The organism is Streptomyces achromogenes, from assembly GCF_030816715.1.
Classification (GTDB): Bacteria; Actinomycetota; Actinomycetes; order Streptomycetales; family Streptomycetaceae; genus Streptomyces; species Streptomyces achromogenes_A.
In genome coordinates this window covers 1,088,558-1,114,472 of record NZ_JAUSYH010000001.1, presented here as the reverse complement: position 1 = coordinate 1,114,472, position 25,915 = coordinate 1,088,558, and the positions used below count along the sequence as shown (strand labels likewise).

28 protein-coding genes are annotated in these 25,915 nt (G+C 71.4%); 15 read left to right on the top strand and 13 right to left on the bottom strand.

All coding sequences use genetic code 11. The features are described 5' to 3' along the window. Positions 1-8: 8 nt before the first annotated feature. From QF032_RS04960 to QF032_RS04930, 7 genes are all read right to left on the bottom strand, one after another. Positions 9-1,157, bottom strand: coding sequence for an acyl-CoA dehydrogenase family protein (locus tag QF032_RS04960; protein WP_307055067.1), 1,149 nt, complete (start codon positions 1,155-1,157; stop codon positions 9-11). Beyond that, positions 1,154-2,134 (bottom strand): acyl-CoA dehydrogenase family protein, encoded by a 981-nt coding sequence (locus QF032_RS04955; protein WP_307055065.1) that lies wholly within the window; start codon positions 2,132-2,134, stop codon positions 1,154-1,156. Before QF032_RS04955 ends, QF032_RS04960 begins: the two co-directional genes overlap by 4 nt. Before the next feature lie 2 nt (positions 2,135-2,136). Further along, positions 2,137-2,937 carry an enoyl-CoA hydratase/isomerase family protein gene (locus tag QF032_RS04950; protein WP_307055063.1) on the bottom strand — a complete coding sequence of 267 codons (801 nt, stop codon included), beginning with the start codon at positions 2,935-2,937 and terminating at the stop codon, positions 2,137-2,139. Between the two features lie 88 nt (positions 2,938-3,025). Further along, the gene (locus QF032_RS04945) at positions 3,026-3,793 is read right to left on the bottom strand and encodes a FadR/GntR family transcriptional regulator (protein ID WP_307040370.1); all 768 of its coding nucleotides are present in this window, start codon (positions 3,791-3,793) and stop codon (positions 3,026-3,028) included. 64 nt (positions 3,794-3,857) lie between these two features. After that, on the bottom strand, positions 3,858-4,625 hold the full coding sequence (locus tag QF032_RS04940; protein ID WP_307055061.1) for an SDR family NAD(P)-dependent oxidoreductase: 768 nt from the start codon (positions 4,623-4,625) through the stop codon (positions 3,858-3,860). Between the two features lie 10 nt (positions 4,626-4,635). Then, positions 4,636-5,802 (bottom strand): acyl-CoA dehydrogenase family protein, encoded by a 1,167-nt coding sequence (locus QF032_RS04935; protein ID WP_307040365.1) that lies wholly within the window; start codon positions 5,800-5,802, stop codon positions 4,636-4,638. A 631-nt stretch (positions 5,803-6,433) separates the two neighbouring features. Beyond that, complete coding sequence (locus QF032_RS04930; protein ID WP_307040363.1) at positions 6,434-7,255, bottom strand: TetR/AcrR family transcriptional regulator; 822 nt, start codon at positions 7,253-7,255, stop codon at positions 6,434-6,436. Positions 7,256-7,421: 166 nt separating this feature from the next. Here QF032_RS04930 and QF032_RS04925 point away from each other — a divergent pair, with 166 nt between their 5' ends. Genes QF032_RS04925 through QF032_RS04915 form a run of 3 tightly spaced genes read left to right on the top strand, consistent with a single transcriptional unit; the run spans position 7,422 to position 10,277 of the window. Next, a complete protein-coding gene (locus QF032_RS04925; protein WP_307040361.1) occupies positions 7,422-8,273 on the top strand; it encodes an acyl-CoA dehydrogenase family protein in 852 nt (283 codons plus the stop codon). Beyond that, positions 8,273-9,430, top strand: a complete 1,158-nt coding sequence (locus QF032_RS04920; RefSeq protein WP_307040359.1) for an acyl-CoA dehydrogenase family protein — start codon at positions 8,273-8,275, stop codon at positions 9,428-9,430. Before QF032_RS04925 ends, QF032_RS04920 begins: the two co-directional genes overlap by 1 nt. 55 nt (positions 9,431-9,485) lie before the next feature. After that, positions 9,486-10,277 (top strand): enoyl-CoA hydratase, encoded by a 792-nt coding sequence (locus tag QF032_RS04915; protein ID WP_307040357.1) that lies wholly within the window; start codon positions 9,486-9,488, stop codon positions 10,275-10,277. 19 nt (positions 10,278-10,296) lie between these two features. Here QF032_RS04915 and QF032_RS04910 read toward each other — a convergent pair whose 3' ends face one another. Genes QF032_RS04910 through QF032_RS04895 form a run of 4 tightly spaced genes read right to left on the bottom strand, consistent with a single transcriptional unit; the run spans position 10,297 to position 13,422 of the window. Beyond that, a complete protein-coding gene (locus tag QF032_RS04910; RefSeq protein ID WP_307040355.1) occupies positions 10,297-11,352 on the bottom strand; it encodes an NAD(P)H-dependent amine dehydrogenase family protein in 1,056 nt (351 codons plus the stop codon). Positions 11,353-11,366: 14 nt separating this feature from the next. Continuing rightward, the gene (locus tag QF032_RS04905; protein WP_307040353.1) at positions 11,367-11,903 is read right to left on the bottom strand and encodes a carboxymuconolactone decarboxylase family protein; all 537 of its coding nucleotides are present in this window, start codon (positions 11,901-11,903) and stop codon (positions 11,367-11,369) included. Then, positions 11,900-12,619, bottom strand: coding sequence for an SDR family NAD(P)-dependent oxidoreductase (locus QF032_RS04900; protein ID WP_307040351.1), 720 nt, complete (start codon positions 12,617-12,619; stop codon positions 11,900-11,902). The genes QF032_RS04905 and QF032_RS04900 overlap by 4 nt, the downstream gene beginning before the upstream one ends. Next, positions 12,616-13,422, bottom strand: a complete 807-nt coding sequence (locus tag QF032_RS04895; protein WP_307055059.1) for a TauD/TfdA dioxygenase family protein — start codon at positions 13,420-13,422, stop codon at positions 12,616-12,618. Before QF032_RS04895 ends, QF032_RS04900 begins: the two co-directional genes overlap by 4 nt. A 180-nt stretch (positions 13,423-13,602) precedes the next feature. On the opposite strand from QF032_RS04895, the gene QF032_RS04890 reads away from it, so the two are divergent. From QF032_RS04890 to QF032_RS04835, 12 genes are all read left to right on the top strand, one after another. After that, positions 13,603-14,334: an SDR family oxidoreductase gene (locus tag QF032_RS04890; protein WP_307040347.1), complete on the top strand. Its 732-nt coding sequence runs from the start codon at positions 13,603-13,605 to the stop codon at positions 14,332-14,334. Continuing rightward, the gene (locus tag QF032_RS04885) at positions 14,331-15,797 is read left to right on the top strand and encodes an aldehyde dehydrogenase family protein (RefSeq protein WP_307040345.1); all 1,467 of its coding nucleotides are present in this window, start codon (positions 14,331-14,333) and stop codon (positions 15,795-15,797) included. The genes QF032_RS04890 and QF032_RS04885 overlap by 4 nt, the downstream gene beginning before the upstream one ends. Then, a complete protein-coding gene (locus tag QF032_RS04880) occupies positions 15,794-16,999 on the top strand; it encodes a CaiB/BaiF CoA transferase family protein (RefSeq protein WP_307055057.1) in 1,206 nt (401 codons plus the stop codon). The genes QF032_RS04885 and QF032_RS04880 overlap by 4 nt, the downstream gene beginning before the upstream one ends. A gap of 92 nt (positions 17,000-17,091) precedes the next feature. Further along, a complete protein-coding gene (locus QF032_RS04875) occupies positions 17,092-18,465 on the top strand; it encodes an ABC transporter substrate-binding protein (RefSeq protein WP_307055054.1) in 1,374 nt (457 codons plus the stop codon). Between the two features lie 12 nt (positions 18,466-18,477). Next, positions 18,478-18,678 (top strand): ferredoxin, encoded by a 201-nt coding sequence (locus QF032_RS04870; RefSeq protein WP_307055052.1) that lies wholly within the window; start codon positions 18,478-18,480, stop codon positions 18,676-18,678. Positions 18,679-18,712: 34 nt separating this feature from the next. Continuing rightward, the gene (locus tag QF032_RS04865) at positions 18,713-20,080 is read left to right on the top strand and encodes a cytochrome P450 (RefSeq protein WP_307040338.1); all 1,368 of its coding nucleotides are present in this window, start codon (positions 18,713-18,715) and stop codon (positions 20,078-20,080) included. Beyond that, complete coding sequence (locus tag QF032_RS04860; protein WP_307055051.1) at positions 20,077-21,732, top strand: thiolase C-terminal domain-containing protein; 1,656 nt, start codon at positions 20,077-20,079, stop codon at positions 21,730-21,732. Before QF032_RS04865 ends, QF032_RS04860 begins: the two co-directional genes overlap by 4 nt. 46 nt (positions 21,733-21,778) lie before the next feature. Then, positions 21,779-22,693 carry an alpha/beta hydrolase gene (locus QF032_RS04855; RefSeq protein WP_307040333.1) on the top strand — a complete coding sequence of 305 codons (915 nt, stop codon included), beginning with the start codon at positions 21,779-21,781 and terminating at the stop codon, positions 22,691-22,693. Beyond that, complete coding sequence (locus tag QF032_RS04850; RefSeq protein ID WP_307055048.1) at positions 22,686-23,186, top strand: DoxX family protein; 501 nt, start codon at positions 22,686-22,688, stop codon at positions 23,184-23,186. Before QF032_RS04855 ends, QF032_RS04850 begins: the two co-directional genes overlap by 8 nt. Then, positions 23,183-23,800, top strand: coding sequence for an NAD(P)-dependent oxidoreductase (locus QF032_RS04845; protein ID WP_307055045.1), 618 nt, complete (start codon positions 23,183-23,185; stop codon positions 23,798-23,800). The genes QF032_RS04850 and QF032_RS04845 overlap by 4 nt, the downstream gene beginning before the upstream one ends. Before the next feature lie 5 nt (positions 23,801-23,805). Beyond that, positions 23,806-24,012 carry a hypothetical protein gene (locus QF032_RS04840; RefSeq protein WP_373430293.1) on the top strand — a complete coding sequence of 69 codons (207 nt, stop codon included), beginning with the start codon at positions 23,806-23,808 and terminating at the stop codon, positions 24,010-24,012. An 88-nt stretch (positions 24,013-24,100) separates the two neighbouring features. Beyond that, positions 24,101-24,700: a TetR/AcrR family transcriptional regulator gene (locus QF032_RS04835; protein ID WP_307040325.1), complete on the top strand. Its 600-nt coding sequence runs from the start codon at positions 24,101-24,103 to the stop codon at positions 24,698-24,700. Here QF032_RS04835 and QF032_RS04830 read toward each other — a convergent pair. Then, entirely contained in the window at positions 24,676-25,530 is an 855-nt protein-coding gene (locus tag QF032_RS04830; protein ID WP_307055042.1) for an NAD(P)-dependent oxidoreductase, read from the bottom strand. The genes QF032_RS04835 and QF032_RS04830 overlap by 25 nt on opposite strands. Continuing rightward, complete coding sequence (locus QF032_RS04825; protein ID WP_142165638.1) at positions 25,527-25,904, bottom strand: carboxymuconolactone decarboxylase family protein; 378 nt, start codon at positions 25,902-25,904, stop codon at positions 25,527-25,529. The genes QF032_RS04830 and QF032_RS04825 overlap by 4 nt, the downstream gene beginning before the upstream one ends. Positions 25,905-25,915 lie beyond the last annotated feature (11 nt).

Here is a 25,915-nt window from a genome sequence, read left to right as displayed (position 1 = left end):
GGCTCCGATCAGGCACGAGGGCCGACGGGCAGGCCCAGCAGCCGCTTGGCGATGATGTTCCGCTGGATCTGGGACGTGCCGCCGTACACGGACGCGGCCCGCGAGTAGAAGTAGTCGCCCAGGACCTCGCCGCCCTCCCCGTACAGTTCCTCGGGGAAGACCTTCAGCGCCGTCTCGTACAGGCGCTGTTCGGCGCGGGTCATGAGCAGCTTGTCCACGGAGGACTCCGGTCCCGCGCTCTGCCCGGCGAGGCGCTCGGCGGTGCGGCGCCGCGCGTGGGCGACAAGGACCTGGTAGTCGACGGCACAGCGGCCGATGTCCGACAGCAGTCCGTCCGGGAGCGTGCCGCGACGCTCGTGCGCGGCGCGGCGCAGCCGTTCGATCAGCAGCCCGTACTTCGACAGGTGGCCGGTGTCCTGCGCGTTGCGCTCGTACGCCACCGTGGTCATCGCCAGTGGCCAGCCGTCGCCCTCGGCACCGATCCGTTCGAACTCCTCCAGGCGCACGTCGTCGAGGAACAGTTCGCAGAACTCGTCGTCGCCGTTCGCCGCACGCAGCGGCCGTACGGTCACGCCGGGGCGGTCCAGAGGCAGCAGGAAGGCCGAGATGGAGGTGTGGGCCGGAGCGGCGCGATCAGTGCGGGCCAGGAGCAGGCAGAGGCCGGAGTACTGGGCGTAACTCGTCCAGAGCTTCTGGCCGTTGACGATGTAGTGGCCCTCCGGGCGGCGCTCGGCGTAGGTGCTCATGCCGGCCAGGTCCGAGCCGGCGCCGGGCTCGCTGAAGCCCTGGCACCACACGTCGTCACCGGAGAGCATGCGCGGCAGCAGCCGGCGGCGCTGCTCCTCGGAGCCGAACCGCAGCAGGGCGTGGGCGAGATAGCCGATGCGGGGGACACCGGGCGCGCCCCGCGCCCCCAGTTCGTCGCTGACCGTGACCTGGTGCAGCGCGGTCAGACCCCGGCCGCCGTACTGCTCCGGGACGTCGAGGCCGACCCAGCCGCCGGAGTGCAGTTGGCGGTGCCAGCGGTGCAGGAACACGGGAAGTGGTTCGTCGGCGGGCCGTTCGGGCAGCGGGTGGCCGGCCAGCCAGGCGCGGAAGTCGTGGCGCAGGCGTTCCAGGTCCTCGGGGTCGCCGAAGTTCAGGGGAGTGTCCGTCATCGCGTCCCCTCCGGTGCGGCCAGGACGGTCAGCAGGTCGGACGTGGTCGCGAGCGTGGTCGCTCCGACGAGGGCTCGGCGCAGGTACAGGTGGGCTACGTGCTCCCAGGTCTGGGCGATCCCGCCGAACACCTGCATCCCGGCGTACACGGCTTCCACGGCCGAGGAGTTGACCTCTGCCTTGGCCACGCGGGCCGCGGTCAGCGCACGGCCCGGCGTTTCGCTGTCCAGGCACCACGCGGCGTAGCGGGTGGCGCTGGTGCAGGCCTCCACGAGGACGGTGGCGTCGGCGATCTGGTGCTGCACGGCCTGGAAGGAGCCGATCGGCTGTCCGTACTGGTGGCGTTCGCGGGCGTAGTCCACGCTCTGCTCGACGAACGCACGGGCTGCCCCCACGAGTTCGCTCGCGACCACGACCAGGGCGTATGCCTGCCAGCTCCGGTGTGCGCCCGGGGTGATCCGGCCGACGGGCCGGCCCTCGGCCGAGGCCCGCCGCACACCGCGCAGCAGGTCCGCGGTCGGTGCCGGGCTTCCCAGTTCGTGCTCGGTCACGCGGCCTTCGGCATGTACGAGGAGCGCCGTGTCCGCGCCGTCGCAGTCCCAGGCGACGAGGCCGACCGCATCGCGGTCCGGGAAGCGCAGGTCGCCGGCGAGGGCGACGGTGGGGCGGGCGCCGTGGACGGGCTCGGCCCGCTCGCCCTCGTCGAGGAGACGCAGCAGCTCGGGGGCGAGCAGCGCCGTGCCGAGCAGGGACGTGGTCAGGGGCTGCCGGCCGTGCTCCTCGGCGAGAAGGGCGCACTCCTGCGCGGTGGCGGCCGGCGGGGAGGTGCGGCGGAGGCCGGTCAGGCCGAGCTCGTCCAAGGCCCGCTGTGCGTCCGTGCGAGTCTGGGCCTTGACGTCGTCGGCTGAGCCGCTGCGGAAGCGGGTCGCGAATGCCCGCAGCATGTCGCGAACCAGCGTGAACTCGTCGCGTTCCACGCTCAGCCCTCCTCGGCGGCGCTGGGACGGCGGCTCGCCCGGGCGGCGAGGTCGCTCACGATGCGGATGTGGTCGGGGCTGGTCATGGTGGAGCGCTCGGCCAGCAGCGCCGCCTCCATGCCGCCCCGCGAGACCTGCTCGACCACCGCCGCGAGCGCCGCCTTCGTGGCGCGCAGCGCCTCCGGGGGCTGCGCGGCGAGCCGGTGGGCCAGTGTGAGGGCCTCGCCCATGAGGTCGGGGCCCGGGACGGTCCGGTTGGCCAGGCCGAGTTCGACGGCGGTGGCGGCCGGGATGCGGTCCCCCGTGAACAGGTACTCCTTCACGCGCAGCAGGCTCGTCAGCAGCGGCCAGAGGGTCACTCCGCCGTCGCCCGCCACCAGGCCCACCGAGATGTGCGGGTCCGCGAGGTAGGCGTCCTCGGCCATGAGCACGAGGTCGCACCCCAGCGCGAGAGAGCAGCCCAGACCCACCGCGGGGCCGTTGACGGCCGCGACGACGGGCAGCGGGAAGCGGATCATGTCCGTCTGGATGGTCCGGTCGAGCCGGATGGACCGCTCGCGCAGCTCCGGGTCGTCGTGATGGCGCAGCAGATGGTCGAAGTCGCCGCCCGCGCTGAACGCCCGGCCCGCCCCGGTGAGGACGACCGCCCGCGCTCCGGCGTCCTCCGCGAGCTCGCGCCAGACCTGGGACAGCCGGAGGTGGAGCTCCGCCGAGACGCCGTTGAGGCGGTCGGGGCGGTTCAGCGTGACGATGCGGACATCTCCGTCGGCGGCCACGGTCAGAACGGGGCTCACGTCGGTCATACCGCTGATGCTATTAAAGGTCAGGCCGAAGGTGTCAATGGTGTTGCGCTAAATAGAGAATATCATTCTCGCCCTGCGATGTGGCGGATCAGTCTTCGGGCTCGGTCAGTTCGACGCGTTCCCGGCCGTCCACCTCGGCGGCGGCCCGTGCGAACCCGCACACATGGCGGCTCATCCGCCTCCGGGCCGCCGCCGCGTCACCCGACCGGATGGCCTCGGTGATCTTCGCGTGTGCCTGGGCGGTGACCTCGCGGATACGGGTGTCCATGAACCGTTCCAGGTTCGTGGCGGCGTAGATCGACTCCGAGAGCGCGCTGAGGAACCCGATGAGCAGTTCGTTGCCGCCCGCCCTCGCCACCGCGTTGTGCCAGCGGACGTTGGCCCGCAGGAAACGGCGGATGTCGTCACCGGCGTCGACCAGCTCGGCATGGGCGGCGTCCAGGTCGGCCAGATCCTGCTGGGTGCGCCGGCCGGCCGCGAGCGCGGCGCACGCGGGCTCGATGGCCTCACGGGTCTCGTGCAGCGCCTCCAGCCGGATCTGCTGGCCGCGGATGACCAACTGCACGGTGTTCGCCAGGGATTCGCGGCCCGGCCGGTGCACGAAGGCCCCGCCTCCGCGTCCCGGCCGGATCTCCACCAGCCGCTCGACCTCCAGGATGCGCAACGCCTCCCGCACGGTCGCCCGGCTCAGTCCCGTCTGCTCCACCAGTTGTCGTTCCGGCGGCAGGGGTGTGCCCTCCGCGAACTCCCCGGACAGGATGCGCTCACGCACCTCGGACGCCAGCACGTCCGAGGCCTTGGGGACGGTGAGCGTGTCGAAGCGCGGGGCGGGGGGAGTGGAGTGAGCGCTGGGCACGGTTCAGGCCTCTCGTCGTGCATCCGTTTCGGCCCGACCATTCAACACCGCACCCGGCGGTCCGTCAGATGACCAGTCCGCCGTCCACCGGCAGCACCTGCCCGGTGATGAAGGAGGCCGCGTCGGAGGCGAGGAAGACGAACGCGCCCGCGACCTCCTCCGGCTCCGCCCAGCGGCCCAGCGGGATCCGGGCGAGCATCCGCTCCGCGAACTTCGGGTCGGTGCGGATGGTCTCGGTCATCGGCGTCGCCGCCAGTGGTGCGAGCGCGTTGACCAAGATGTTCTTCCGGGCCAGCTCACGAGCCAGCGATTTGGTGAGTCCGATGATGCCCGCCTTGGCCGCCGAGTAGTTCACCTGGCCCAGGGTGCCGGTCAGGCCGGCCGACGACGTGACGTTGATGATCCGGCCGGTCCCGTTCGTCGGCAGGAACGGCAGCGCGGCCTGGGCGCAGTGGAACGCTCCCAGCACATGGATGTCGAGGAGCCGCCGGAACGACTCCTCGTCGAGCTTCTCGAACATCGCGGGCGCGGTGACGCCCGCATTGTTGACGAGGATGTGCAGTGTCCCGCCGGTGAGGCAGGCGGCCCGGGATGCCGCGGCATCGGCTGCCGCCCGGTCCCCCACATCCAGGGCGGCGCCCTCGGCGTGCAGTCCTGCGGCGGTCAGCTTCCCGGCCACGGCCGTTGCCGCCGCCTCGTCGACGTCGGTGACGAGCACCGCGGCACCGGCCCGGGCGAGCGCCCCGGCCACCGCCGAGCCGATGCCGCCGGCCGCCCCGGTCACCAGCGCCGAACGCCCGGTGAGATCGAACAGTCCCGTTCCCTCGGTCATGACCGGCTCCTCAGTAGCTTCTCGGCAGGCCCAGGGTGTGGGACCCCAGGTAGTTCAGGACCATCTCCTGGCTGACCGGCGCGATCCGCATCAGTCGTGCCTCACGGAAGAAGCGGGCCACGGGATACTCCTCGGAGTAGCCCATGCCGCCGTGTGTCTGCAGGGCCCGGTCGGCGGCCGTGAACCCGGCGTCCGCGCACAGGTACTTGGCGGTGTTGGCCTCCCGCCCGCACGGCCGGCCCTGGTCGTACAGCCAGGTCGCCTTGCGCAGCACGAGTTCCGCCGCGTCGAGGTGGGCGAGGGCGTCGGCCAGCGGGAACTGGATGCCCTGGTTCATGCCGATGGGCCGCCCGAACACCTCCCGCTCGCGTCCGTAGCGCACGGCCCGGTCCAGGGCCACCCGGCCGATGCCGAGGGCCTCGGCGGCGATCAGCATCCGCTCCGGGTTGAGGCCGTCGAGGAGGTAGCGGAACCCCTGGCCCTCCTCGCCGACCCGGTCCTCGACCGGCACCCGCAGGTCGTCGATGAACACCTCGTTCGAGGAGACGGCGTTGCGGCCCATCTTCGGGATCGGGCGGATGTCCACCCGGTCGCGGTTCAGATCGGTGAGGAACAGCGTCATGCCGTCGGTCGGCTTCTCGACCTCGTCACGCCTGGCCGTACGCGTCAGCAGAAGGATCTTCTCAGACTCCAGGGCCTTGGAGATCCACACCTTGCGTCCGCTGACGACGTAGTGGTCGCCGACCCGGCGGGCGAACGTGGTGATGCTCGTCGTGTCGAGCCCGGCGCCCGGTTCCGTCACCCCGAAGCACACGTGCAGGTCGCCGCGTGCGATGCGCGGCAGGGTGCGGCGCTTCAGCTCGTCGGAGCCGTGCACGACCACCGGATGCATGCCGAAGATCGACATGTGGATCGCGCTGGCGGCGTTCATGCCCCCGCCGGAGCGCGCGACCTCCTCCAGCAGCAGTGTCGCCTCGGTGATGCCGAGTCCGTGGCCGCCGTACTCCTCCGGGATCGTGATGCCGAGCCAGCCGCCATCGGCGACGGCGGCGTAGAACTCCTCGGGGAACGCGTGGTCCCGGTCCTTCTCCATCCAGTACCGGTCGTCGAAGTCACGCAGGAGACCGGCCACGGCCTTGCGGATCGTCTCCTGGTCCTCGGTCAGCTCGAAGTCCACAGCGGGGGACCTCTCTGTCGGGAGGCTGGTGAGAGTTGCGAACCATTTCAAAGGTCAGACCGATAATATGTCAAGGATCTGCGGTCCTTCGCCCATTTGTGACCGTACTGACCGCCCCCGGGGTCAGGTTCTGGTCCACACGTGCGGACGTCGTTCGGAATGTCCGATGGCTGCTTCAAGGAGCCGCCACGGGGGTCCAGCCGGGGCCGACCGGGCTCACGTTCGCCACCCTCGCAGCCGGCTTCGGCCCGACCCTGCCGGCGACCTTCGTGCCCGCCGCCGCGGCGGCCGACGCAGTGGGCGCATGCTCGCCGTCGGCGTGCCCGGCCTGGCGAAGCTGGACCGCGCGGCGGACGTCGAGGTGGCCTGGCCGAAGGTCTACCGCTCGATGTCACGCCGGCTCTGGCGGTGCTGTCTGCCGGGCGACACCGGCGGGGCCGGGCGAAGTGACGCCGGCGCTGCCGGGGCGGGCCACGGGTGGGATGCAGGTCGTGCCGGTCGAGTCCCCGGGCGCCTGAACCTCGGGCACGGCCTGACTGCCGGGCGGCCCTGCGACACGGGAGCTGCCTGAGAGGAGGGGCCGAGGGCCGGGTGACTCCCGCCCTCGGTCGTCACCCTGAGCGGCGGATCGTCAGCCGTGCCTGGGCGGACTGGCTGCCGCGCCCGTCTTCCTGGCCGCGGTCGTGGCCGAGGCGGACTTCTTGGCGGACGCCTTCTTCCTCGTGCCGGTCTTCGCCGCGGTCTTCTTCACCGGCGGTGCAGTCGCCGGAGTGCCGTCGGGCACCGGGCCGCCACTGATGCCGCCCAGACAGAAGGCCCACACCTCCTCCACCGTGATCGGCGAGGGATGGGCGCCGACCCGGGCCGAGGGGGCCTGGGCCGTGAACATCGCCGTCTGCATGATCAGGGAGGCGGTGCGCCGCGGCTTCGGGGCCACGGCCTGGCCGGTCTCGACGGCTTCTTCCACCATCTCGGTGAAGAAGTCGAGCAGCGGCAGGTGGGCGCTGGCCACCTGTTCAGGGTGGCTGACCAGCAGCTGGACGGCGAAGTCGGTGAAGAGCGGGGACTGCCGGCCCTCGCGCGGCTTGGAGGCGTCGTAGAGCCACTCGACCGCGATCTTCAGACGCTCCAGCGGATCCTGCCCCGCGGTGACCTGCTCCCGTAGGGTGGCGGCGGACTTCGACAGCGCGTCCTCGAACAGGGCGAGCAGGAGTTCGTGCTTGCCGTCGAAGTGCTGGTAGAAGCTGCGCAGTGACTGGCGGGAACGCTCGACGATCTCCTGCACGGTGAAGTCGGTGGTGCCCTTGTCGGCGATGAGCTCCTGGGCGGCGTCCAAAAAGCGCTGGACGCGTTGCTCGGCGCGCAGCTTCGCCGCCCGGGTGGAGCGCTCGACGGCGCGCTGCCGCCACGCGGGCTCGGGGGTCTTGACGGATTCTGCGGGGACGGCACTCATGGAAGAACGGTACTCCACGCAGGCGGAAAGATGAGCCCTACGCCCTACCGAATCGCGCTCTGCCAAAAGCGAGAGCCTTACTCCCTCTTAGTGAGAATGCTATTCTCGCTTCTGATCCGGGCCCGCGCCCGGTGTGCAGCCACCGGTACGGCGGAGGGGGCCGGGCGTGGAGTTCGAACTCGACGAGGAGCAGCAGCTGCTGCGGCGCACGGTGCGTGAGACGGTCGCCAAGGTGCGGAGCAGGCCCGCCGGCCAGCAGTGGGACACGTACCTACGACTGGGCTGGCTGGAGGCGCCCCCGCTCGAGCTCGCCCTGATCCTCGAAGAACTGGGATACGCCGCCGACCCCACTCCGTTTCTGGCCACCGCCACCTGGTTCGCACCGCTCACCGGCCGGCTCCCCGAGGGCAGCGGCACCGCCGTGTTCGACGGCGTCGGGCGCTACGTCCTGGACGCCGACCGGGCCGATGAGGTCGCGCTTCTCACACACCGGGGCGTCATCGTCGTCCGGGGAACGGAGCTGGCCGCCGAACGGGTCCCCGTGCTCGATCCGCACCTGCACGCCGCACACGTCGGCGCCGAGGACCTCGCAGCCAAAGTGCCCGATCTCGCCCTGGTGGGACTCGCCGCCACCTGCGTGGGTGCCTGTCGGCGCGTCCTCGATCTCGTCCTGGACCATGTGAAGCAGCGGGTGCAGTTCGGCCGGCCGCTCGGCTCCTTCCAGGCCGTCAAGCACAAGGCGGCCGACATGCACGTGGCGATCGAACGCGCCCGCGCCCTCACCCACTTCAGCGCCCTGACCATCGCCGAGGACGACCCGCGCCGCGCCGACGCCGCGCACATGGCCAAGGCCGCGGCCGGCGAGTGCCAGCGCCTGGTATTCCGGCACGGGCTGCAATTGTCCGGCGCCATGGGCTTCACCTGGGAGAACGAACTGCAGTACCACCTCAAACGTGCCCAGGCCTGCGACTTGCTCCTCGGCACCGCGTCCGTTCACAGGAAGGCGCTGCTCGCGTGATGAAGCTGGCCGACGACCCCGAGGTGGAGGAGTTCCGCGCACAGTTCGCCGCCTTCCTCGACGCCCACCTGCCCGAAGAGGCCGAGGCCCGCGAACGTGCCGGCTCCAGCGCCCACGTCCCCGCATGGGCCCGCCGCTGGCAGCGCACCCTGTTCGACGCGTGCTGGCTGCTCCCGGGCCAGCCGCCCGAGTACGGCGGCCGCAACGCAGGCCTGCCCCAGCAACTCGCCCACCTGGAGGAGCTGGCCCGCCGCCGGATCTACCACAGCTTCAACCCCCAGGGCCTGGGCATCATCGCCGCCTCTCTGCTCACCTTCGGCACCGAGGAGCAGAAGCGCCGCTGGGCCGTGCCGATCCTGCGCGCCGAGATCACCGCCGCGCTCGGCATGAGCGAACCCGAGGCCGGCTCGGACCTCGCCTCCCTGCGCACCCGTGCCGTGGCGGACCGGGACGGGTTCGTGGTCAACGGCCAGAAGATCTGGACCTCCGGCGCCCACGACGCCGACGTCCTGCTCACCTTCGTCCGCACCGACCCGGAGGCGCCGAAGCACAGGGGCATCAGTGCCCTGCTGATCCCGACCGGCGCCGAGGGCGTCGTACGCCGCCCGTTCGGGTCGATCGCCGCCGAGGACGACCTCGACTTCAACGAGGTGTTCCTCACCGACGTCCGGGTGCCCCGCGGGAACCTCATCGGGAACGTGGGTGAGGGCTGGCGGGTGGCCAACGGCTCCCTCGGCCACGAGCGCACCCTGTTGTGGCTGTCGTACGCCGAACGCCTGGAGGACCTCCTGCGCGACGCGGCCGACGCGGGCGCCGGCCAGGAGTGGTACGCCACCCTCCGCATGGACCTGACGGCGCTGCGGCTCCTCGGTTACCGCCAGCTCGGCCTGGACCGCGACCCGGCGGAGATCTCGGTGCTCAAGCTGCTCGGCTCCGAGGCCGTCCAGTCCGCCTCCCTGCACGCGCTGGAGGCCCACGGCGCCGAGGGACTCGAGCATCCCAAGCGCACGGGCCCGTACCACCACATGCACCACGAGCACTTCATCTCCAGTTGGTTCGAGCGGTACGCGCGCAGCTTCGCCGGCACCATCGCCGGCGGCACCAGCGAGATCCAGCGCAACATCATCGCCGAGCGCATCCTCGGCCTGCCGCGATAGAAGCCCGCCGCGACAGAACCCTGCCGCGATAGAAGAGGGACAGAGGACACCCGCCATGGACCAGATCCTGTACGAGGCCCAGAACGGCATCGCCACGATCACCCTCAACCGCCCCGAGGCAGCCAACGCCCAGACCATGGCGCTCCTCGACGACCTCGACGCGGCCTACACCCGGGCCGCGCGGGACGCGCACGTACGGGTCGTCGTGCTCAGGGCGAACGGCCGGCACTTCTCGGCCGGGCACGACCTGAAGGACCGCTGGCCCGGCCCCGGCGAGATCACCCTGGAGTGGATCTACGACACCGAGACCCGCCACTATCTGGAGTACTCGCTGAAGTGGCGCAACATCCCCAAGCCGACCATCGCCGCCGTCCAGGGCAAGTGCATCGCCGCCGGGCTGATGCTGTGCTGGCCGTGCGACCTGATCGTGGCCGCCGAGAACGCCGAGTTCTCCGACCCGGTCGTGCACATGGGCATCGGCGGCGTCGAGTACCACGGCCACACTTGGGAGCTGGGCCCGCGCAAGGCCAAGGAGATCCTGTTCACGGGCCGGCCGCTGACCGCCCGCGAGGCCGAGCAGGTCGGCATGGTGAACAAGGTGGTGCCACTCGACGAACTGGACAGCGGCACCTACGAGTTGGCCGACCGGATCGCCGCGATGCCCCCGTTCGGCCTGCGCCAGGCCAAGCGCGCCGTCAACCAGACCCTCGACGTCCAGGGCTTCCACACCGCTCTCCAGGCCGTCTTCGACATCCACCAGACCGGGCACGGCAACGCGCTCAGCGTGGACGGCTTCCCGATCCTGACCCGCCTCGACGAGATGAAGCAGCATCTGAAGCAGGGCTGAGCCCCGGGGCGGCCCCGGCTCAGCCGAGCACCGCGGTGAACGGGGGAAGATCCGCCGTGGTCCGTAGTCCCGGGGTCGCCGCGCAGACGGCGGGAACGGCGTTGACGGCCCGGTGGGCGGTGTAGCCGGGGGAGACCTCAGCCAGCCGCTCCAGCGGCACCGGGAACCTCATGGCCACGTCGAGGGGCGTGTCGCCGTCGACCGTCAGATGCCACCCGGTGGGACGCAGGTCCCAGGCAGGGTCGAGGTCGTCGGTGCAGTACCAGGTCGCGTTGAACTCCAGGAGCGTGCGGCCGTCGCGCCGGCCGGACACCGTCATCCGCTGCGCCGCCACGGTCCCGGCGCGCAGGACACCGGCGGCGACGCGGGTCGTGCGGGCCGCCGTGGCGAACCTCCCATGAGCCTCCACCGCGTCCAGGGGCAGTCCCAGGGCTTCGGCCACCAGGCGCAGCGAGGGCCCGAAACTGCCCTCGACGTGTACCAGGCGGCGTTCGTCGAACACAGTGGCAGGAGCCCGGCCGAAACCCATGATGTCGAACAGCAGTTCAGGCGAGTCCCGCCGGGACAGATCGGCGTACTCGTGGACGGTCAGGTTCTCCAGCCGCCGCTGCACCGAGGCCAGCACGAGCGGTACGGCCTCGGTGATGAAGCCGGGGCTGCTGCCGGTGTCGTGGAGCGAGGTGCCACCCTGCTCGCAGGCCGCCTCGACCCTGCACCGGACGGTGGGGTCCAGGCCGGCCGGGTGGTGGAACCCGCCGGTCGTGGCCACGACGTTCGCGCCGGACGCGAGCAGAGCGCACAGCTCGTCCAGGTCGGCCGTGCGCGGCATGTACAGCACGCAGTCGGCCCCCAGGGCGAGGACGTCGTCGAGACGGTCGGTGGTAGTGACGCCCGTGGGGCCACTCCCGCACAGCTCGCCGGCGTCACGGCCGGCCTTGCCGGGGGAGTGGACGTGAACTCCCGCCAGCACCATGTGCGGATGGTCGACAACGGCACGCAGCGATCGTGTGCCTATGGTCCCCGTGGCCCACTGGACGACGCGAAGCGGCTGGCCGGGGTGTACGGAACGCGGCATGTCCATCCCCCCCGCTACGCGGCCGGTCCGCGGTCGCTCATGCCCCCGTCGTCCATCCCCGGATCGGGTTCCACCTCGAAGGTGTTGTAGGCCAGGGCCTGCATCCGGTACGCGCCGACCGTGAACACGAAGTCCATCAGCTGCCGTTCGTCCATCCGCTTCGCCAGCTCCTCGTACACCTCGTAGGACAGGTAGGAGGCGGTCTCGAGTTCGTCCACCGCCCGGTTCAGCAACGTGCCGGCACCCTGGCGGACCTCATCCAGCTCCTCCTCGGTGACGCCGGCCTCGCGTGCGATCAGCACGTGATGGGCCCACTCGTAGCGGCACCGGTGACGCCAGGCGACCCTGAGGATCGTCAGCTCGCGCGTCCTGGCGGGCAGTGTGCTGCGGTACAGCAGGTGGGTGCTGAAGGTCAGGAACGCCTTGGCCAGCTGCGGGTGGTTCAGCAGCAGGCCGAGGGCGTTGGACGGCGGGACGGTGCGCCCGCCCGTCAGCGGACGCAGCACCTCGCCGTCCCACTCCTCGTACGGGACGGGGCGCAGTCTCGTCATGTGTTGCGGCCCCCGTTCACACCGATGATCTGCCCGGTGATGTAACCGGCCTCCTCGCTGACCAGGAAGGAGCAGGTCGCGGCGATGTCCTCGGGGCGGCCGACCCGGCGGACCGGCGTGCGCGCGATGTGGTCCTCGATGGTGCCGCCGAGCCGCTGCTCCCGCTCGGCGGTGCGCAGCATGGGGGTGTCGATGAAGCCTGGCGGGATCGCGTTCACCGTGATGCCCTTCGGCCCGAGTTCGAGGGCCAGGGACTTGGTGAGTCCGTTCACGGCGGACTTGGCCGCCACGTAGTGCGCCATGAACGGCTGGCCGGAGTGAGTGCTGGAGGAGGAGATGTTGACGACCCGGCCCCAGCCGGCGTGCACCATGTCCGGCAGGGCCGACTGCACGCAGTGGAAGACACCGTTGAGGTTGATCTCGACCACGCGCTGCCAGTCGGCGAAGGTCAGGTCCGCGAAACGGGTGAAGCCGTCTTTGCCGGCCGCGTTGACCAGGACGCCCACGGGGCCGAAGCGCTCGCGTACCGCGTCCATCGCCTTGTCGACCTGGGCGCGGTCGGCGACGTCCGCGATCAGGCCGAAGCCCTCCTCGGCAGGGGAGAGGTCGAGGACGGCCACGTTCAGGCCGTCCTCGATGAGCCGTTGTGCGATCGCCCGGCCGATGCCGGAGGCCCCGCCGGTCACGACGGCCGTCGGTGCCTGCGCGGCGCTCATGCGAACGCCTCGTCGCCGACGACGGTCGTGCGGTGCAGCAGCCGCTGGGAGTTCTCGTCATAGGGCAGGGCCCGGTGCAGGATGCCGGTGTTGTCCCAGACCACCAGGTCACCGACGGCCCAGTCGTGGGTGTGGCGGAAGCGCTCCTGCGTGGTCCAGTCGAGCAGTTCCTCCAGCAGGGCCCGGCTGTCCCCGGGGTCCATGCCGACGACGTGGTCGGCGGTGGCGCCGGTGACCAGGGAGCGGCGGCCGTCGCGGCGCCGCCACACCAGGGACACCTCGTGCGTGCGCTGGGTGCGCCAGGCGGCCAGCTCCTGCTCGCCGGGGTCGGGGTTCACCAGCCGCTGGGCGGCCTCGAAGCTGTGCACCACCCGCAGTGACGCGTAGCGCTCCCGGTCCTTCTCCGGCAGGGCCTCGTACGCCGCGTAGGTACTGGCGAAGTCGGTGCCGCCGCCGGTCATGGCGACCTCGCGGGCGGTGAGCGTGGTCGCCTTGACCGGCACGTCGTCGGTGGTGCCGTCGAGGTGCCAGAAGAACGCGCCCTTGAGGTACTTGGCGGTCCTGCTCTTCTCCGGATTGATGGAGATCGGGAAGATCTCCTGGCCGTTCAGTGCCACCACCTCGCCCAGACGGCGGCTGAACGCCAGCTGCCGCTCGTCGTCGAGGTGCAGCCCGCGCACCAGCAGGACGCCCCGCCACTTGAGGGCCTCCGCGCAGCGGTGGACGAAGGAGTCGTCGAGCGGGTCCGTGACCCCGGTGAACTCGACCCCGAGCGCCGGGCTCAAGGCTTTCGATTCGATCATGGAAACATCCCTTCCGAATTAGAGAATCGTATTCTCATGTGGGCGGAACGAAAACCCTTATGCGTGCAGGGGTGTTGGAAGGTGACCCCAGACGCTGTGAGCATCCGATTCTCATGTCCGAATCCTTGCTTCGCGCAAAGAGAGAATGTAGTTTCCGAGCAACCGAGCGAGGAGGCTGGGATGCGGTTCAAGGACAAGGTGATCATCGTCACCGGGGCCGGCCAGGGCATCGGCGAGGGGTACGCCCGGGCGCTGGCGGCCGAGGGCGCCCGCGTGGTGGTCGCGGAGCTGAATGAGCAGCAAGGGCAGCGGGTCGCCAAGGAGATCGGCGGCGCCCTGTTCGTGCGGACCGACGTGGCCGACCCCGCCTCGGCCGAGGAGCTCACCGGCACCGTCATGAGTGAGTACGGGCGCATCGACCACCTGGTCAACAACGCGGCCATCTTCCACGGCATGCGCCGCGAGGGCATCGTCACCGTCGACTACGACTACCTCGACAGGTTCCTGAAGGTGAACCTGCTCGGCGCCCTGCACGTCACCCGCGCCGCCCTGCCGCACCTTCAGGAGGGCGCGGCCGTCGTCAACCAGTCCTCGACCGCCGCCTGGCAGGCCACCGGCTTCTACGGGCTCGCCAAGGCCGGCATCAACCACCTCACCGCTTCCCTGGCCGCCGAACTCGGCCCGCGCGGCATCCGCGTCAACGCGATCGCGCCGGGCCCGACGGACACCGAGGCGGCCCGCAGCATCATCCCCGAGGAGTACCGCACGGCCATGGTGCAGTCCTTCGCCCTCAAACGCATGGGCACGGCCGCCGACCAGGCGGGCGCCCTGAAGTTCCTGCTCTCCGACGAGGCCGCCTGGGTCACCGGACAGGTCGTCGCCGTCGACGGCGGATCGGTGGTGCGGCTGTGAGCGGTCTCGTCGTCAAGTCCCAGCTGATCGACGGCAAGCTGGTCGCCGCGGACAGCACCTTCCCCTCGTACAACCCCGCCAACGGCGACCTGCTCGGCCACGCTCCGGACGCCACGAAGGACGACGCCGGGGCCGCGATCGCCGCCGCCCGCCGCGCCTTCGACACCACCGACTGGGCCACGGACAAGGACCTCCGGCTGCGCTGCCTGCGCCAGCTCCACCAGGCCCTCGACGACCACCGCGAAGAGCTGCGCGAGCTGACCATCGCCGAGGTGGGCGCACCGCGCCAGCTCACCCACGGCCCTCAGCTGGATGATCCGATCGGCCTCGTGACGTACTACGCGGACCTCCTGGAGACCTGCGAGTTCACCGAGGACCTCGGAGTCAAGGAGAGCCGAGGGCAGCGCCACCACCGCTGGGTGGAGAAGGAGGCGGCCGGGGTGGTCGCCGCCATCCTGCCGTACAACTTCCCCAACCAGCTCGCCCTCGCCAAGCTCGCCCCCGCGCTCGCGGCCGGCTGCACGGTCGTCCTCAAGGCAGCCCCGCAGACGCCGCTGACCACTCTCGCTCTCGGTGAACTCATCGCGGAGCACACCGACATCCCACCCGGTGTCGTGAGCGTCCTCAGCTCCTCGCGCACCGAGGTCGGCGAACTGCTCACCACCCACCCCGACGTGGACCTGGTCACGTTCACCGGCGCCACCACCACCGGGCGGGCCATCATGGCCGCTGCGGCCGGAACCGTGAAACGGGTCTTCCTCGAACTCGGCGGCAAGTCCGCCATGATCGTCCTGGACGACGCGGACTACACCAAGGCCGCCATGTTCGCCGCGTTCACCATCTGCTCCCACTCCGGCCAGGGCTGCGCCCTCACCTCCCGCCTCCTCGTCCCGCGGGCCGACCACGACCGGATCGTGCAGCTCGTCGCGGCCGGCATGGAACGCGTCCGCGTCGGTGACCCGAGGGCCGCGGAGACCGCCATGGGCCCGCTCATCAGCGAGCAGCAGCGCGACAAGGTCGACGCCATGGTGCGGCGCGCCGTCGAAGAAGCGGCGACCCTCGTCCGCGGCGGCAAGCGCGTCGACCCCGGCTGGTTCTACGAACCCACCCTCCTCGCCGGTGTCGACCCCGACAGCGAGATCGCCCAGGAGGAGGTCTTCGGCCCCGTCCTCGCGGTCATCCCCTACGACGACGAGGACGACGCCGTCCGCATCGCCAACCACTCGAAGTACGGCCTGTCCGGCGCCGTCCACAGCGCCGACGACGAGCGCGCCATCCGCCTCGCCCGCCGCATCCGCACCGGCACCTTCTCGATCAACGGCGGCAACTACTTCTCCGCCGACGTGCCGTTCGGCGGATTCAAACAGTCCGGCATCGGCCGGGAGAGCGGACGCGCCGGGTTCGAGGAGTTCCTGGAGGCGAAGGCCTTCGGCCGCGTCGTACCCCCCGAGGAGGCGGCATGAAGCCGCTCGAGGGCATCCGCGTCCTCGAAGTCGCCATGTACGGCTTCGTGCCCTCGGCCGGGGCCGTGCTCGCCGACTGGGGCGCCGACGTCGTCAAGATCGAGCACGCCGTCACCGGCGACCCGCAGCGCGGGCTCCGCCGGACCGGCTCGTTCCGGGTGGAGGGCGACCCCAACCCCAACGTCGCCCACGCCAACCGCGGCAAGCGCTCCCTGGGCCTGGACATGTCCCGCCCCGAGGGCCGCGAGGTGCTCTACGAACTGGTCAAGGACTCCGACGTCTTCCTCACCAGCCTCATGCCCGGCGCCCGCGCCCGCCTCGGCATCGACGTCGACGACATCCGCGCCGTCAACCCGCGCATCGTCTACGCCCGCGGCACCGCCCTCGGCCCGCGCGGCCCCGAGGCGGACAAGGGCGGCTACGACATGACCGCCTTCTGGGCGCGCGCGGGCACCGCCGCCAGCATCACCCCGCCCGGCAGCGACGGCATGATCAGCCCGCCCGGACCCGCCTACGGCGACACCGTTTCCGGCACCAATCTCGCCGGTGGCGTCGCCGCCGCCCTGCTGCGCCGGGAGCGTACCGGCGAGGCCCCCGTCGTGGACGTCTCGCTCCTCGGCAGCGGCCTGTGGGCTCTCGGCCACACCATCGCCGTCTCCGTCCACCTGGACCGCCCCTGGGAGGGGGTGGCGCCCAGTGCCCACGGCTCACCCACCAACCCGCTCTCCGGGCTCTACCGCACCGCCGACAACCGGTTCATCGCCTTCGTCATGCTCCAGCCGGCCAAGTTCTGGCCCGACGTGTGCCGCTGCATCGGCCGGCCGGAACTCGCCGACGACCCCCGCTTCGCCACCGCCGAGGCCATCGCCGAACACACGAAGGAGGCGGTGAAGATCCTCCGCGAGGTGATCGCGAGCCGCACCCTGACCGAGTGGTCCAAGGACCTCGCAGCGCTCGACGGACCCTGGGCACCCGTCCAGGACACCCTCCAGGCAGCCGCCGACCAGCAGGTCCGCGCCAACGGCTACCTCGGGCGGGCCGGCGACCTCGAACTGGTCACCAGTCCCGTCCAGTTCGACGTCGAGGACACCCGCCTCGGAGCCCTCCCCGAGTTCGCCGCCCAGACCGAGGAGATCCTCACCGAGCTCGGCTACGACTGGGACCGCATCCTCGCCCTCAAGGCGAGCGGCGCGATCACCTGACCGTCAGGCCAGGGCGCCCGGCCCACGCCACCCCCCGCACTCCCTCACCTCCCTCGGACGACGGCGTCCGAGCTCCCCGAGGAGGCACCACCATGCGCAGGATGCTGATCGGCACGGCCACCGTGGTCGCGGTACTGCTGGCCGGCTGCTCCACCCGGTCGGGTGACGGCCCCGACACCGACTCCGCACCGCGGTCGAGCCCCGCCGCCGAGAAGAGCTCCGACTTCGGCACGCTGAAGGACCTCTGCGGCCCCGGCACCGCCAGATCCTCCTCCGTCCAGGGCGTCACCGACGACAAGATCCAGGTCGGCGTCATGTCCGACATCGGCTTCACCAAACGGTCCGAGTTCGTGGACGCCGCGAAGGTGTTCACGTCCTGGTGCAACGACGCGGGTGGCATCAACGGCCGCGACCTCGTCCCCGTCACCCGCGACGCGAAGCTGATGGAGGTCCGCCAGCGGGTGCTGGAGGCCTGCAAGGCGGACTTCGCGCTCGTGGGCGGCGGCTCGGCACTGGACAGCCTCGGCGTCAAGGACCGGCTGAAGTGCCTGCTGCCCAACTTCCCCGCCCAGTCCAGCCAGATCGGCGCCATCGGCTCCGACCTCCAGGTCCTCGCCTCCGGACCCACCGCCGGGTACTTCCAGTACGCCGGCTACTACTCCTGGCTGCTGAAGGACAAGTACCCGGACTCGGCACGCAAGGTCGGTGTCATCGCGGGCGACGCCCCCGTCACCAAGGTCATGGCCGCCCAGTTCAAGGAAGCCGTTGCCGGTCTCGGCGGCACGGTCTCCTACAGCGACCTGTACCCGGCGGCCGGAGTCTCCGACTGGACGCCCTACGCCCAGTCGATCAAGAAGGGCGGCGTCAAGGGGCTAGTCTTCCTGGGCGACTTCGCGAGCCTGGCCAAACTGGAGCAGGCCCTCACCGGCATCGGGTACACCCCCGACTGGATCGACGCCAACAGCAACGCATACGGCCCCGCCTTCCCGCAACTGGCCGGCGCCGCCCTGGGCAAGCAGCACAACTACGCCGAACTCTTCGCCACCGCCCCGCTGGAGAGCGCCGGGGACAACCCGGCCGTCCAGCAGGTGATCGACCTGTTCGAGAAGTACGCCCCCGGCAAGCAGGTCACCTACCCGGCCATGCGCGCCTTCTCCGCCTGGCTGCTGTTCGCCACCGCCGCCCGCGACTGCGCCGAGCTCACCCGCAAGTGCCTGTACGAGAACGCGATGAAGAACACCGCCTTCACCGCCGGTGGCCTCCAGGCCCCCTTCGACCTCACCTCGAAGGAGCCGCCCGAGTGCTACGTCATCGTCGAGGCGACCGCCAAGGGCTGGCAGGCGGCCGACTTCCGACCCGACCACGGCGCCTACCGCTGTGACGCCCCCACCTACAAGTACAAGGGCGACTACGGCAAACCGGTCACCCTCGCCGACGTCGGCAAGTCCCTGGCCGACCTGACCTGACATGAACCGGAGGTGAGTGACGTGAAGGTACGCGTCGACCCCGAGCGCTGCCAGGGGCACACACTGTGCGCCATGCGCGCCCCCAAGGTCTTCGAACTCAGCGAGATCGACGGACACTCCTCGCCGGTCGCCGAGGACGTCCCCGCAGACCAGGAGGGCGCCGTGGTCGAGGCCGTCCGATCCTGCCCCGAACGCGCGATCGGCGTGTTCTGAGCCGTACCCGGCGGACCGAGAGGAAGCACAGCCCATGACCGCACCGGACACCACCGGCGACGAGGCCCGCAAACAGCCCCGCGTCCACTTCGACCGGCACGCACCGGAGTACCGCGACCAGTTCGAGGAGCAGACCCGGGCGTTCCACTCGGGCTGCCCGCTCGCCTGGACCGACACCTACGACGGCCACTGGGTGGCCGCCGGCAACCGTGAGCTGCTGGCCTTCGCCCGGGCCGGTGAGAAGCTGTCCAACGACCACGACGTGCACGGCGAGCGCCGCGGTTACCGGGGCATCAGCATCCCGGCCCCGCCCCGCGGCAGGGGCCTGCGCGGCGGCTTCCTGGAGATGGACCCGCCCGAACAGCGCGCCTACCGCACCGCCCTCAACCCCTACCTGTCCCCGGCGGCAGTCCAGCGGTGGGTCCCGTTCATCGACGACGTGGCCCGTGCCTGCATCGACGAACGCATCGAGACGGGCCGGATCGACTTCGTCGACGACCTCGCCAACATCGTTCCGGCCGTCTTCACGCTCGCCATGATGGGCATCCCGCTGAAGAAGTGGGAGCTGTACAACGAACCCGCCCACGCCGGCGTCTACACCCCGCCCGACTCGCCGGAGATGGCACGGGTGGTGGAGGGGCACATGGCGATGATCCGGGACATCGCCGCCACGCTCCAGGAGGTCCGCGCCCACCCACGGCCGGGCCTGGCCGACGCACTCGCCCGTCTGCAGATCGACGGCAAGGCCCCTCCCGAGGAGGACCTGATCGGCGCCCTCGCCCTGCTCATCGGCGGCGGCTTCGACACCACCACCGCGCTTACCGCGCACGCCCTGGAGTGGCTGTCCCAGCACCCCGGCGAGCGGACCCGGCTGAGCCGGGAGCGCGACACCCTGCTGGACACCGCCACCGAGGAGTTCCTGCGCTACTTCACCCCCGCTCCCGGCGACGGCCGCACCGTCGCCGAGGACTGCGAGATCGCGGGCGCCGAGCTCAAGGAGGGCGACCGGCTGTGGCTGTCCTGGGCGATGGCCAACCGCGACCCGCGGGTCTTCACCGACCCCGACCAGGTCGACCTGGCCCGAGGCGGCAACCGCCACACCGCCTTCGGCCTGGGCATCCACCGCTGCATCGGCTCCAACGTCGCGCGGACCGTCTTCAAAAGGATGCTCCTCCAGGTCCTCGACCGGATGCCCGACTTCGTGTGCGACCCCGAGGGCACCGTCCACTACGAGACCATCGGCGTCATCCAGGGCATGCGCCACCTCCCGGCGACCTTCACGCCGGGCAACCGCCTCGGACCCGGACTGGCGGAAACTCTGGAGAACCTTCAACAGGCCTGTGACGAGCAAGGACTGGCGGAGCCGGTCACGGTCCGCAAGGCGGAGGCGAAGATCCGTTGAGCGGGGACGGGGACGTTGTCCGTCCACAGCCGGAGATCCGCCAGGAGACCGAGTTCTTCTGGACCTCCGGCCGGGACGGACGGCTCCGCTTCCAGACCTGCACCGCGTGCCGGGCACTGATCCACCCGCCGCAGCCCGTCTGCCGCCACTGCCGGGGACACGAGACCGAGGTCGGGGAAGCCTCGGGCTTCGCCACCCTGATCGGCTTCACCGTCAACCACCGTTTTCCGTTCCCCGGCCTGCCCTTCCCGTTCGTCGTCGCCCAGGTGGCGATCGAGGAGGACCCGCGCGTCAGGCTGACCACCAACGTCGTCGGCTGCGCGCCGGAGGACCTGCGGATCGGCATGCGCATGGAGGTGGTGTTCGAGCAGGCCGGCGAGGCATGGCTGCCCCTGTTCCGGCCGTGCGCCGAGCAGCCCCCGCCCGCACCCCTGCCCGAGGACCCCCCGGTCACCACGCATCTGCGCCCGGCGCTGAGCGGAGTCCGGTTCGAGGACCGTGCGGTCATCAGCGGCACCGGCACTTCGCGCATCGGCCGCCGCCTGATGGTCCCGCCCCTCGACCTCACCGTCGAGGCCTGCGAGAAGGCCGTCGCCGACGCGGGTCTCACCCTCGACGACATCGACGGTCTGTGCACCTACCCCGGCGGCGGCGCCTACGGCGGCTTCGCCGAGGGCGGTGTGACCGCGCTGGAGTCCGCGCTCGGGATCCGCCCGGTGTGGCACAACGGCGCGGGGGAGACCCCCGGCCCGGGCGGTTCGGTGATCGCCGCGATGCTCGCGGTCGCGGGCGGCCTGGCTCGGCACGTGCTGTGTTTCCGCACGGTGTGGGAGGCGACGTACGGCGCACTCGCCCGGCAGGGCAGGATCTCCGTGCCCCGACGGGCGGACGCGGAAGGCTGGTTCAAGCCCTTCGGCGCCGTCTCGCCCGCCGTCATGCTCGCGATGAACGCCCAGCGGCACATGCACCGCTACGGCACCACTCGGGAGACCCTCGGCTGGATCGCCCTCAACCAGCGCGCCAACGCGGCCCGCCACCCGGACGCGATCTACCGCGACCCACTCACCATGGACGACTACCTCACCGCGCGCACCGTCACCACCCCCTTCGGCCTCTACGACTGCGACGTCCCCTGCGACGCCTCCGTCGCCGTCGTCGTCTCCGCCGCCGAGACCGCGCCCGACCTCCCCGGGCAACCGGTCCGCGTCGAGGCCGTCGGCACGCAGATCGTCGAACGCCCCGAATGGGACCAGTCCACCCTCACCCACGAACCCCAAGTGCTTGGCCAGTCCGCCCATTTGTGGACCCGCACCGACCTGCGCCCCGCCGACGTGGACCTGGCACTGCTCTACGACGGCTTCACCTTCAACTGCCTGTCCTGGATCGAGGCGCTCGGCTTCTGCGGCATCGGCGAGGCCCGCGACTTCCTGGACGGCGGCAAGAACATCGCCCCCGACGGCGCACTGCCCTTGAACCCGCACGGCGGTCAGCTCTCCCACGGCCGGACCCACGGCATGGGCCTGCTCCACGAGGCCGTGCTCCAGCTGCGCGGCCAGGCGGCGCAGCGGCAGGTCGCGGGTGCGCGCACCGCAGTGGTCTCCAGCGGCGGGCTCACCCCCAGCGGCGTACTCCTGCTCAGGACGGACGCATGACTTCCAGGACCATGACGTGCGGGACCGTGCCGGTCAGGATCATGGCATGACCTCACTCGAACCCGAACTCGCCACCGCCGTACGCCGGCAGGTCGTCGACGTGCACGGCGTCCCCGCCTCCGCACTGGTGGCCGAGGTACCGCGACCCCAGGCCGTGATCGTGGCCCTGCACGGCGGCGCCACCACTTCCGCCTACTTCGACCACCCAGGGCACCCGAGGCTCTCCCTCCTGCGCACCGCCGCCGCGGCCGGCTTCACCGTCCTCGCCCCGGACCGGCCCGGCTACGGCAGTTCCGCCGGGCACGACGACCACATGCGCACGCCCGACCAGCGCACCGACTTCGCGTACGAGGCCGTCGAGGCGCTGCTGAAGGACCGTGAACGCGGTGTGGGCGTGTTCCTGTGGGCACACTCGGCGGGCTCCGAACTCGCGCTGCACATGGCAAACGACCCGCGGGCCGGGGAACTGCTGGGCGTGGAGCTGGCCGGCATGGGCCGGGTGCACCACCCCCGGGCCGTGCGGGCGATGGAGGAGTGGCGGAGCGACCCGACCCGCACCCGGCCCAGCCTGCGCCACGCGCTGTGGTACCCGCCGCAGGCCTACCCGCCCGATGTCCACGGCGGACAGCGCATCGGTGCGGCCTCGCCCGCCTACGAGGGACACCGGGAGGGCTGGCAGGAGGACCTGATGCGGCTCGCGGCGCGCGTCGCGGTGCCGGTCCACATCACCCTCGCCGAGCACGAGCAGGTGTGGATCAACGGGCCGGAGGGCCTGTCGGACCTCGCCTCGCTGTTCACCGGCTCACCTCGCGTGGTGCTCCACGAACAGGCGGGCGCGGGCCACAACACCAGCGTCGGGCGGACGGCCCTCGCCTACCACCTGCACGTCCTGGCCTTCGTCGAGGAGTGCGCGCTCGGCGTGCCCGCGCTGCCCACGGAACGGGGGCGGCGCGATGGGTGATCCTTTCGACGCCGCGCTGCTGGTGGTCCGGCTCGTGCTGGGCGCGGTCATGGTGGCGCACGGCTGGAACCACTGGCGGGGCGGGGGCGGCATCACCGGCACCGCGCGCTGGTTCGCCGGCCTGGGGCTGACCCGGCCGCGGCTGCAGGCATGGCTCAGTGTGGTCACCGAGATCGGCGCGGGTGCGCTCCTGCTGCTCGGACTGCTCACGCCGCTGGCGTGCGCGGCGGTGCTGTCGGTCATGCTGGTCGCCGGGCTGCTCGCCCACCGGCCGCACGGGTTCTTCGTCTTCAAGGAAGGCTGGGAATACGTCCTCGTCCTGGCCGTGCTCTCCCTCGCGCTCGGCGCCTGGGGCCCGGGGGAGTACTCGGTGGACACGGCGGCCGGCACCGCGGTCACGGGGTGGGCGGGCGCCGGTGTCGTACTGGGACTGGGCGTGGTGGCGACCGCCGGACTGCTCGCCGCGTTCTGGCGCCCCCGGAGGACTGCATGAGCAGACCTCCGCTGCGCGTGGGATTCATCGGACTGGGCAGTCAGGGCGCGCCCATGGCACGCCGCATCATCGCCGCCGGACACGAGACGACCCTGTGGGCCCGCAGACCCGCCACGCTGATTCCGTTCGCGGACAGCGGTGCCAAGATGGTCTCCTCGCCCGCCGAACTGGCCATGACCGGCGACCTGGTGTGTCTGTGCGTCGTCGATGACGCCGATGTCGAGCAGGTGGTCACCGGACCGGACGGGGTTCTCGCCGGGCTGCGCCGGGGCGGAGTGATCGCCGTCCATTTTACGGTGCACCCCGAGACCTGCCGTCGCCTGGAGACGTCGGCCCGCACATGCGGCGTCTCTCTCGTGGACGCGCCGGTCAGCGGGGGCGGCCGGGCGGCCGACCAGGGCTCCCTGGTCGTCATGGCGGGCGGGGACCCGCAGGTCTTCGCCTACTGCCGCCCGGTGTTCACCACCTACGGTGAGCCCGTCGTCCACCTCGGCCCGACCGGCTCCGGCCAACTGGCGAAGATCCTCACAACCTGCTGTTCACGGCCCACCTGGGGCTCGCCGCGGACGTGCTCGGGCTGGGGACCACCCTCGGTCTCGACCGAGCCTCGCTGAGCCGCGTGCTGTCACGCTCCAGCGCGGCCAGCTTCGCGCTGGACCGGGTCGCCGACGCCGGCGGCGGCCTGGACCGCATCGCTTCCCACGCGGGGAGCCTGCTCGCCAAGGACGTGCGCCTCTTCGCCGAGATCGCGGACAGGGCCGGCTTACGCGACGGGGCGGTACTCCGGGGGGCCGCCCTGGCCGCTCTCGCCGCGATGGGACGGTGAGGGGAAGAAGACGAACGCACTCTCGCCCCCGGGCCGCGCCCGTGCGTACTGTGTGCGAGCACCTCTCCACCGCAGGAAGGGGCAGGACATGGTGTCTGACCGGCGTGAGCAGATTCTGGAGGCCGCGCTGGAGGTCATGGCCGCCCACGGCTTCAGGGGCACCTCGATCGACGCGGTGGCCGAGCGGGCCGGCCTCACGCGTCAGGGCGTCCTGCACTACTTCCCCAGCAAGAAGCGATTACTGCTGGAGATCCTCAGTTTCCGTGAGGAGCTCGCCCGGGCAAACCTGGCAGGACGGCGGGTCGGCGAGGACTGGGCCGGCGACTTCGCCGAGACCGTCGCCTTCGAACAGAGCCGTCCGTCGCTCGCCACCGTGTACAGCGTGGTGCTGGCCGAGGCAGTCACCGGTCAGGAACCCGCCGCCGGTTTCGTCCGGCAGCGGTGCCGCTCCATGCAGGACCACCTTGTCGAGAGTTTGATCGAACGGTACGGGGAGCGTGTGCCCAGCGGACTGAGCGCGCCGACCGCCGCGGCCGCCGTGCTGGCGCTGATCGAAGGCGTCCACCAGCTCTGGCTCGTGGACCCGGAGGCGGAGCGCTATCCGCAGATCGTCCGGGAGGCCATGGCGGTGCTCCTCGGCACCGGCACGACTGCCACGGAGGGTCAATCCCCTGCGACGAAGGGGTAGATGCGGGTGAAGTCGGCGTCGGGTTCCGCGGCCGTGAACGCCTCCCACACCGAGCCCGTCACCGCCCCCAAGGTCAGGGAACTGCTCAGCCGCCGCACCTCGTCCAGATAGAGCCGGACGTCCTTTGCCATCAGCGTGTTGCTGAACCCGGCGGCGTAGCGACCTGTGAGCACCTCGCTGGGGAACTTGTCCGCACTGGCACCGCTGCGTCCGCTGGAGGCGTTGAGTACCTCCAGCATCACGGTCGGGTCCAGCCCGGCAGCTCGCCCGAAGGCGACGGCTTCGCTGGTCGCGGCGAGCGCGGTCGCGGACAGGAAGTTGTTGGCCAGCTTCAGCGCCTGTGCCTGCCCGGGCCGGTCGCCGACCCTGCGCCGCCGGTCGCTCAGCCCGGCCAGGACCGGCTCCACCCGGGCGCAGTCCTCGTCCGTCCCGGCGTACATGACCATCAGGGTGCGCCGACGCGCCCCTGCCACCCCGCCCGACACGGGCGCGTCCACGTACGCCAGCCCCATCGCGGACAGCACGCGGGCGGCCGCCACCCCCACTGTGGATGTGTCCACGACATGGGTGACCTGCCGGTCCCGAGCGGCACCGAGGTCCCGTACCACCTCCTGGCAGACCTCTCCGTCCGGCAGGCTGAGCACCACGGTTGCCGCTGCCCGCGCCACGTCCGCCGGGCCCGGCGCCCAACGGGCCCCCAGTGGGGTCCGCGCAGGACCGGCGGCGTCGTACGCCACCACCTCGAACCCGGCCCGGACCAGGTTCGACGCCAGCACGCCGCCCATGGCGCCCAGCCCGACGCAGCCGACCACGGCCGGCCGGCCCGTCACTCCCCCTCCCGGGCGCCGCGGACCTCGCGGACGGCGGTGCGGGCGGAGTTCCCGGCCGGGGCGCCGCAGTAGGCGGCGATCTGGAACAGCAGCTCGTCGACCTCGGCGTCGGTGACCCCTGCGCGCGGCCCGGCACCGAGATGAAGACGGAACTCGTCCATCCGCCCGAGCGCCGCGGACATGGCCAGCACCAGCAGGCTGCGGTCGCGGTGACTCAAGGGCCCGCCGCGCGCCCACGCGCCCCACGCCATGGATACCAAGTAGTCATGGAACTCGGCGGGTACGGGATCACCCGGAGGCAGACGTGTGCCGTCGTCGCCGAGAACCTCCGCCCGAGCGGCGCCCGCGGCCCGCCGCCATTCGCCGTCGTACATCCGCGCTCTCC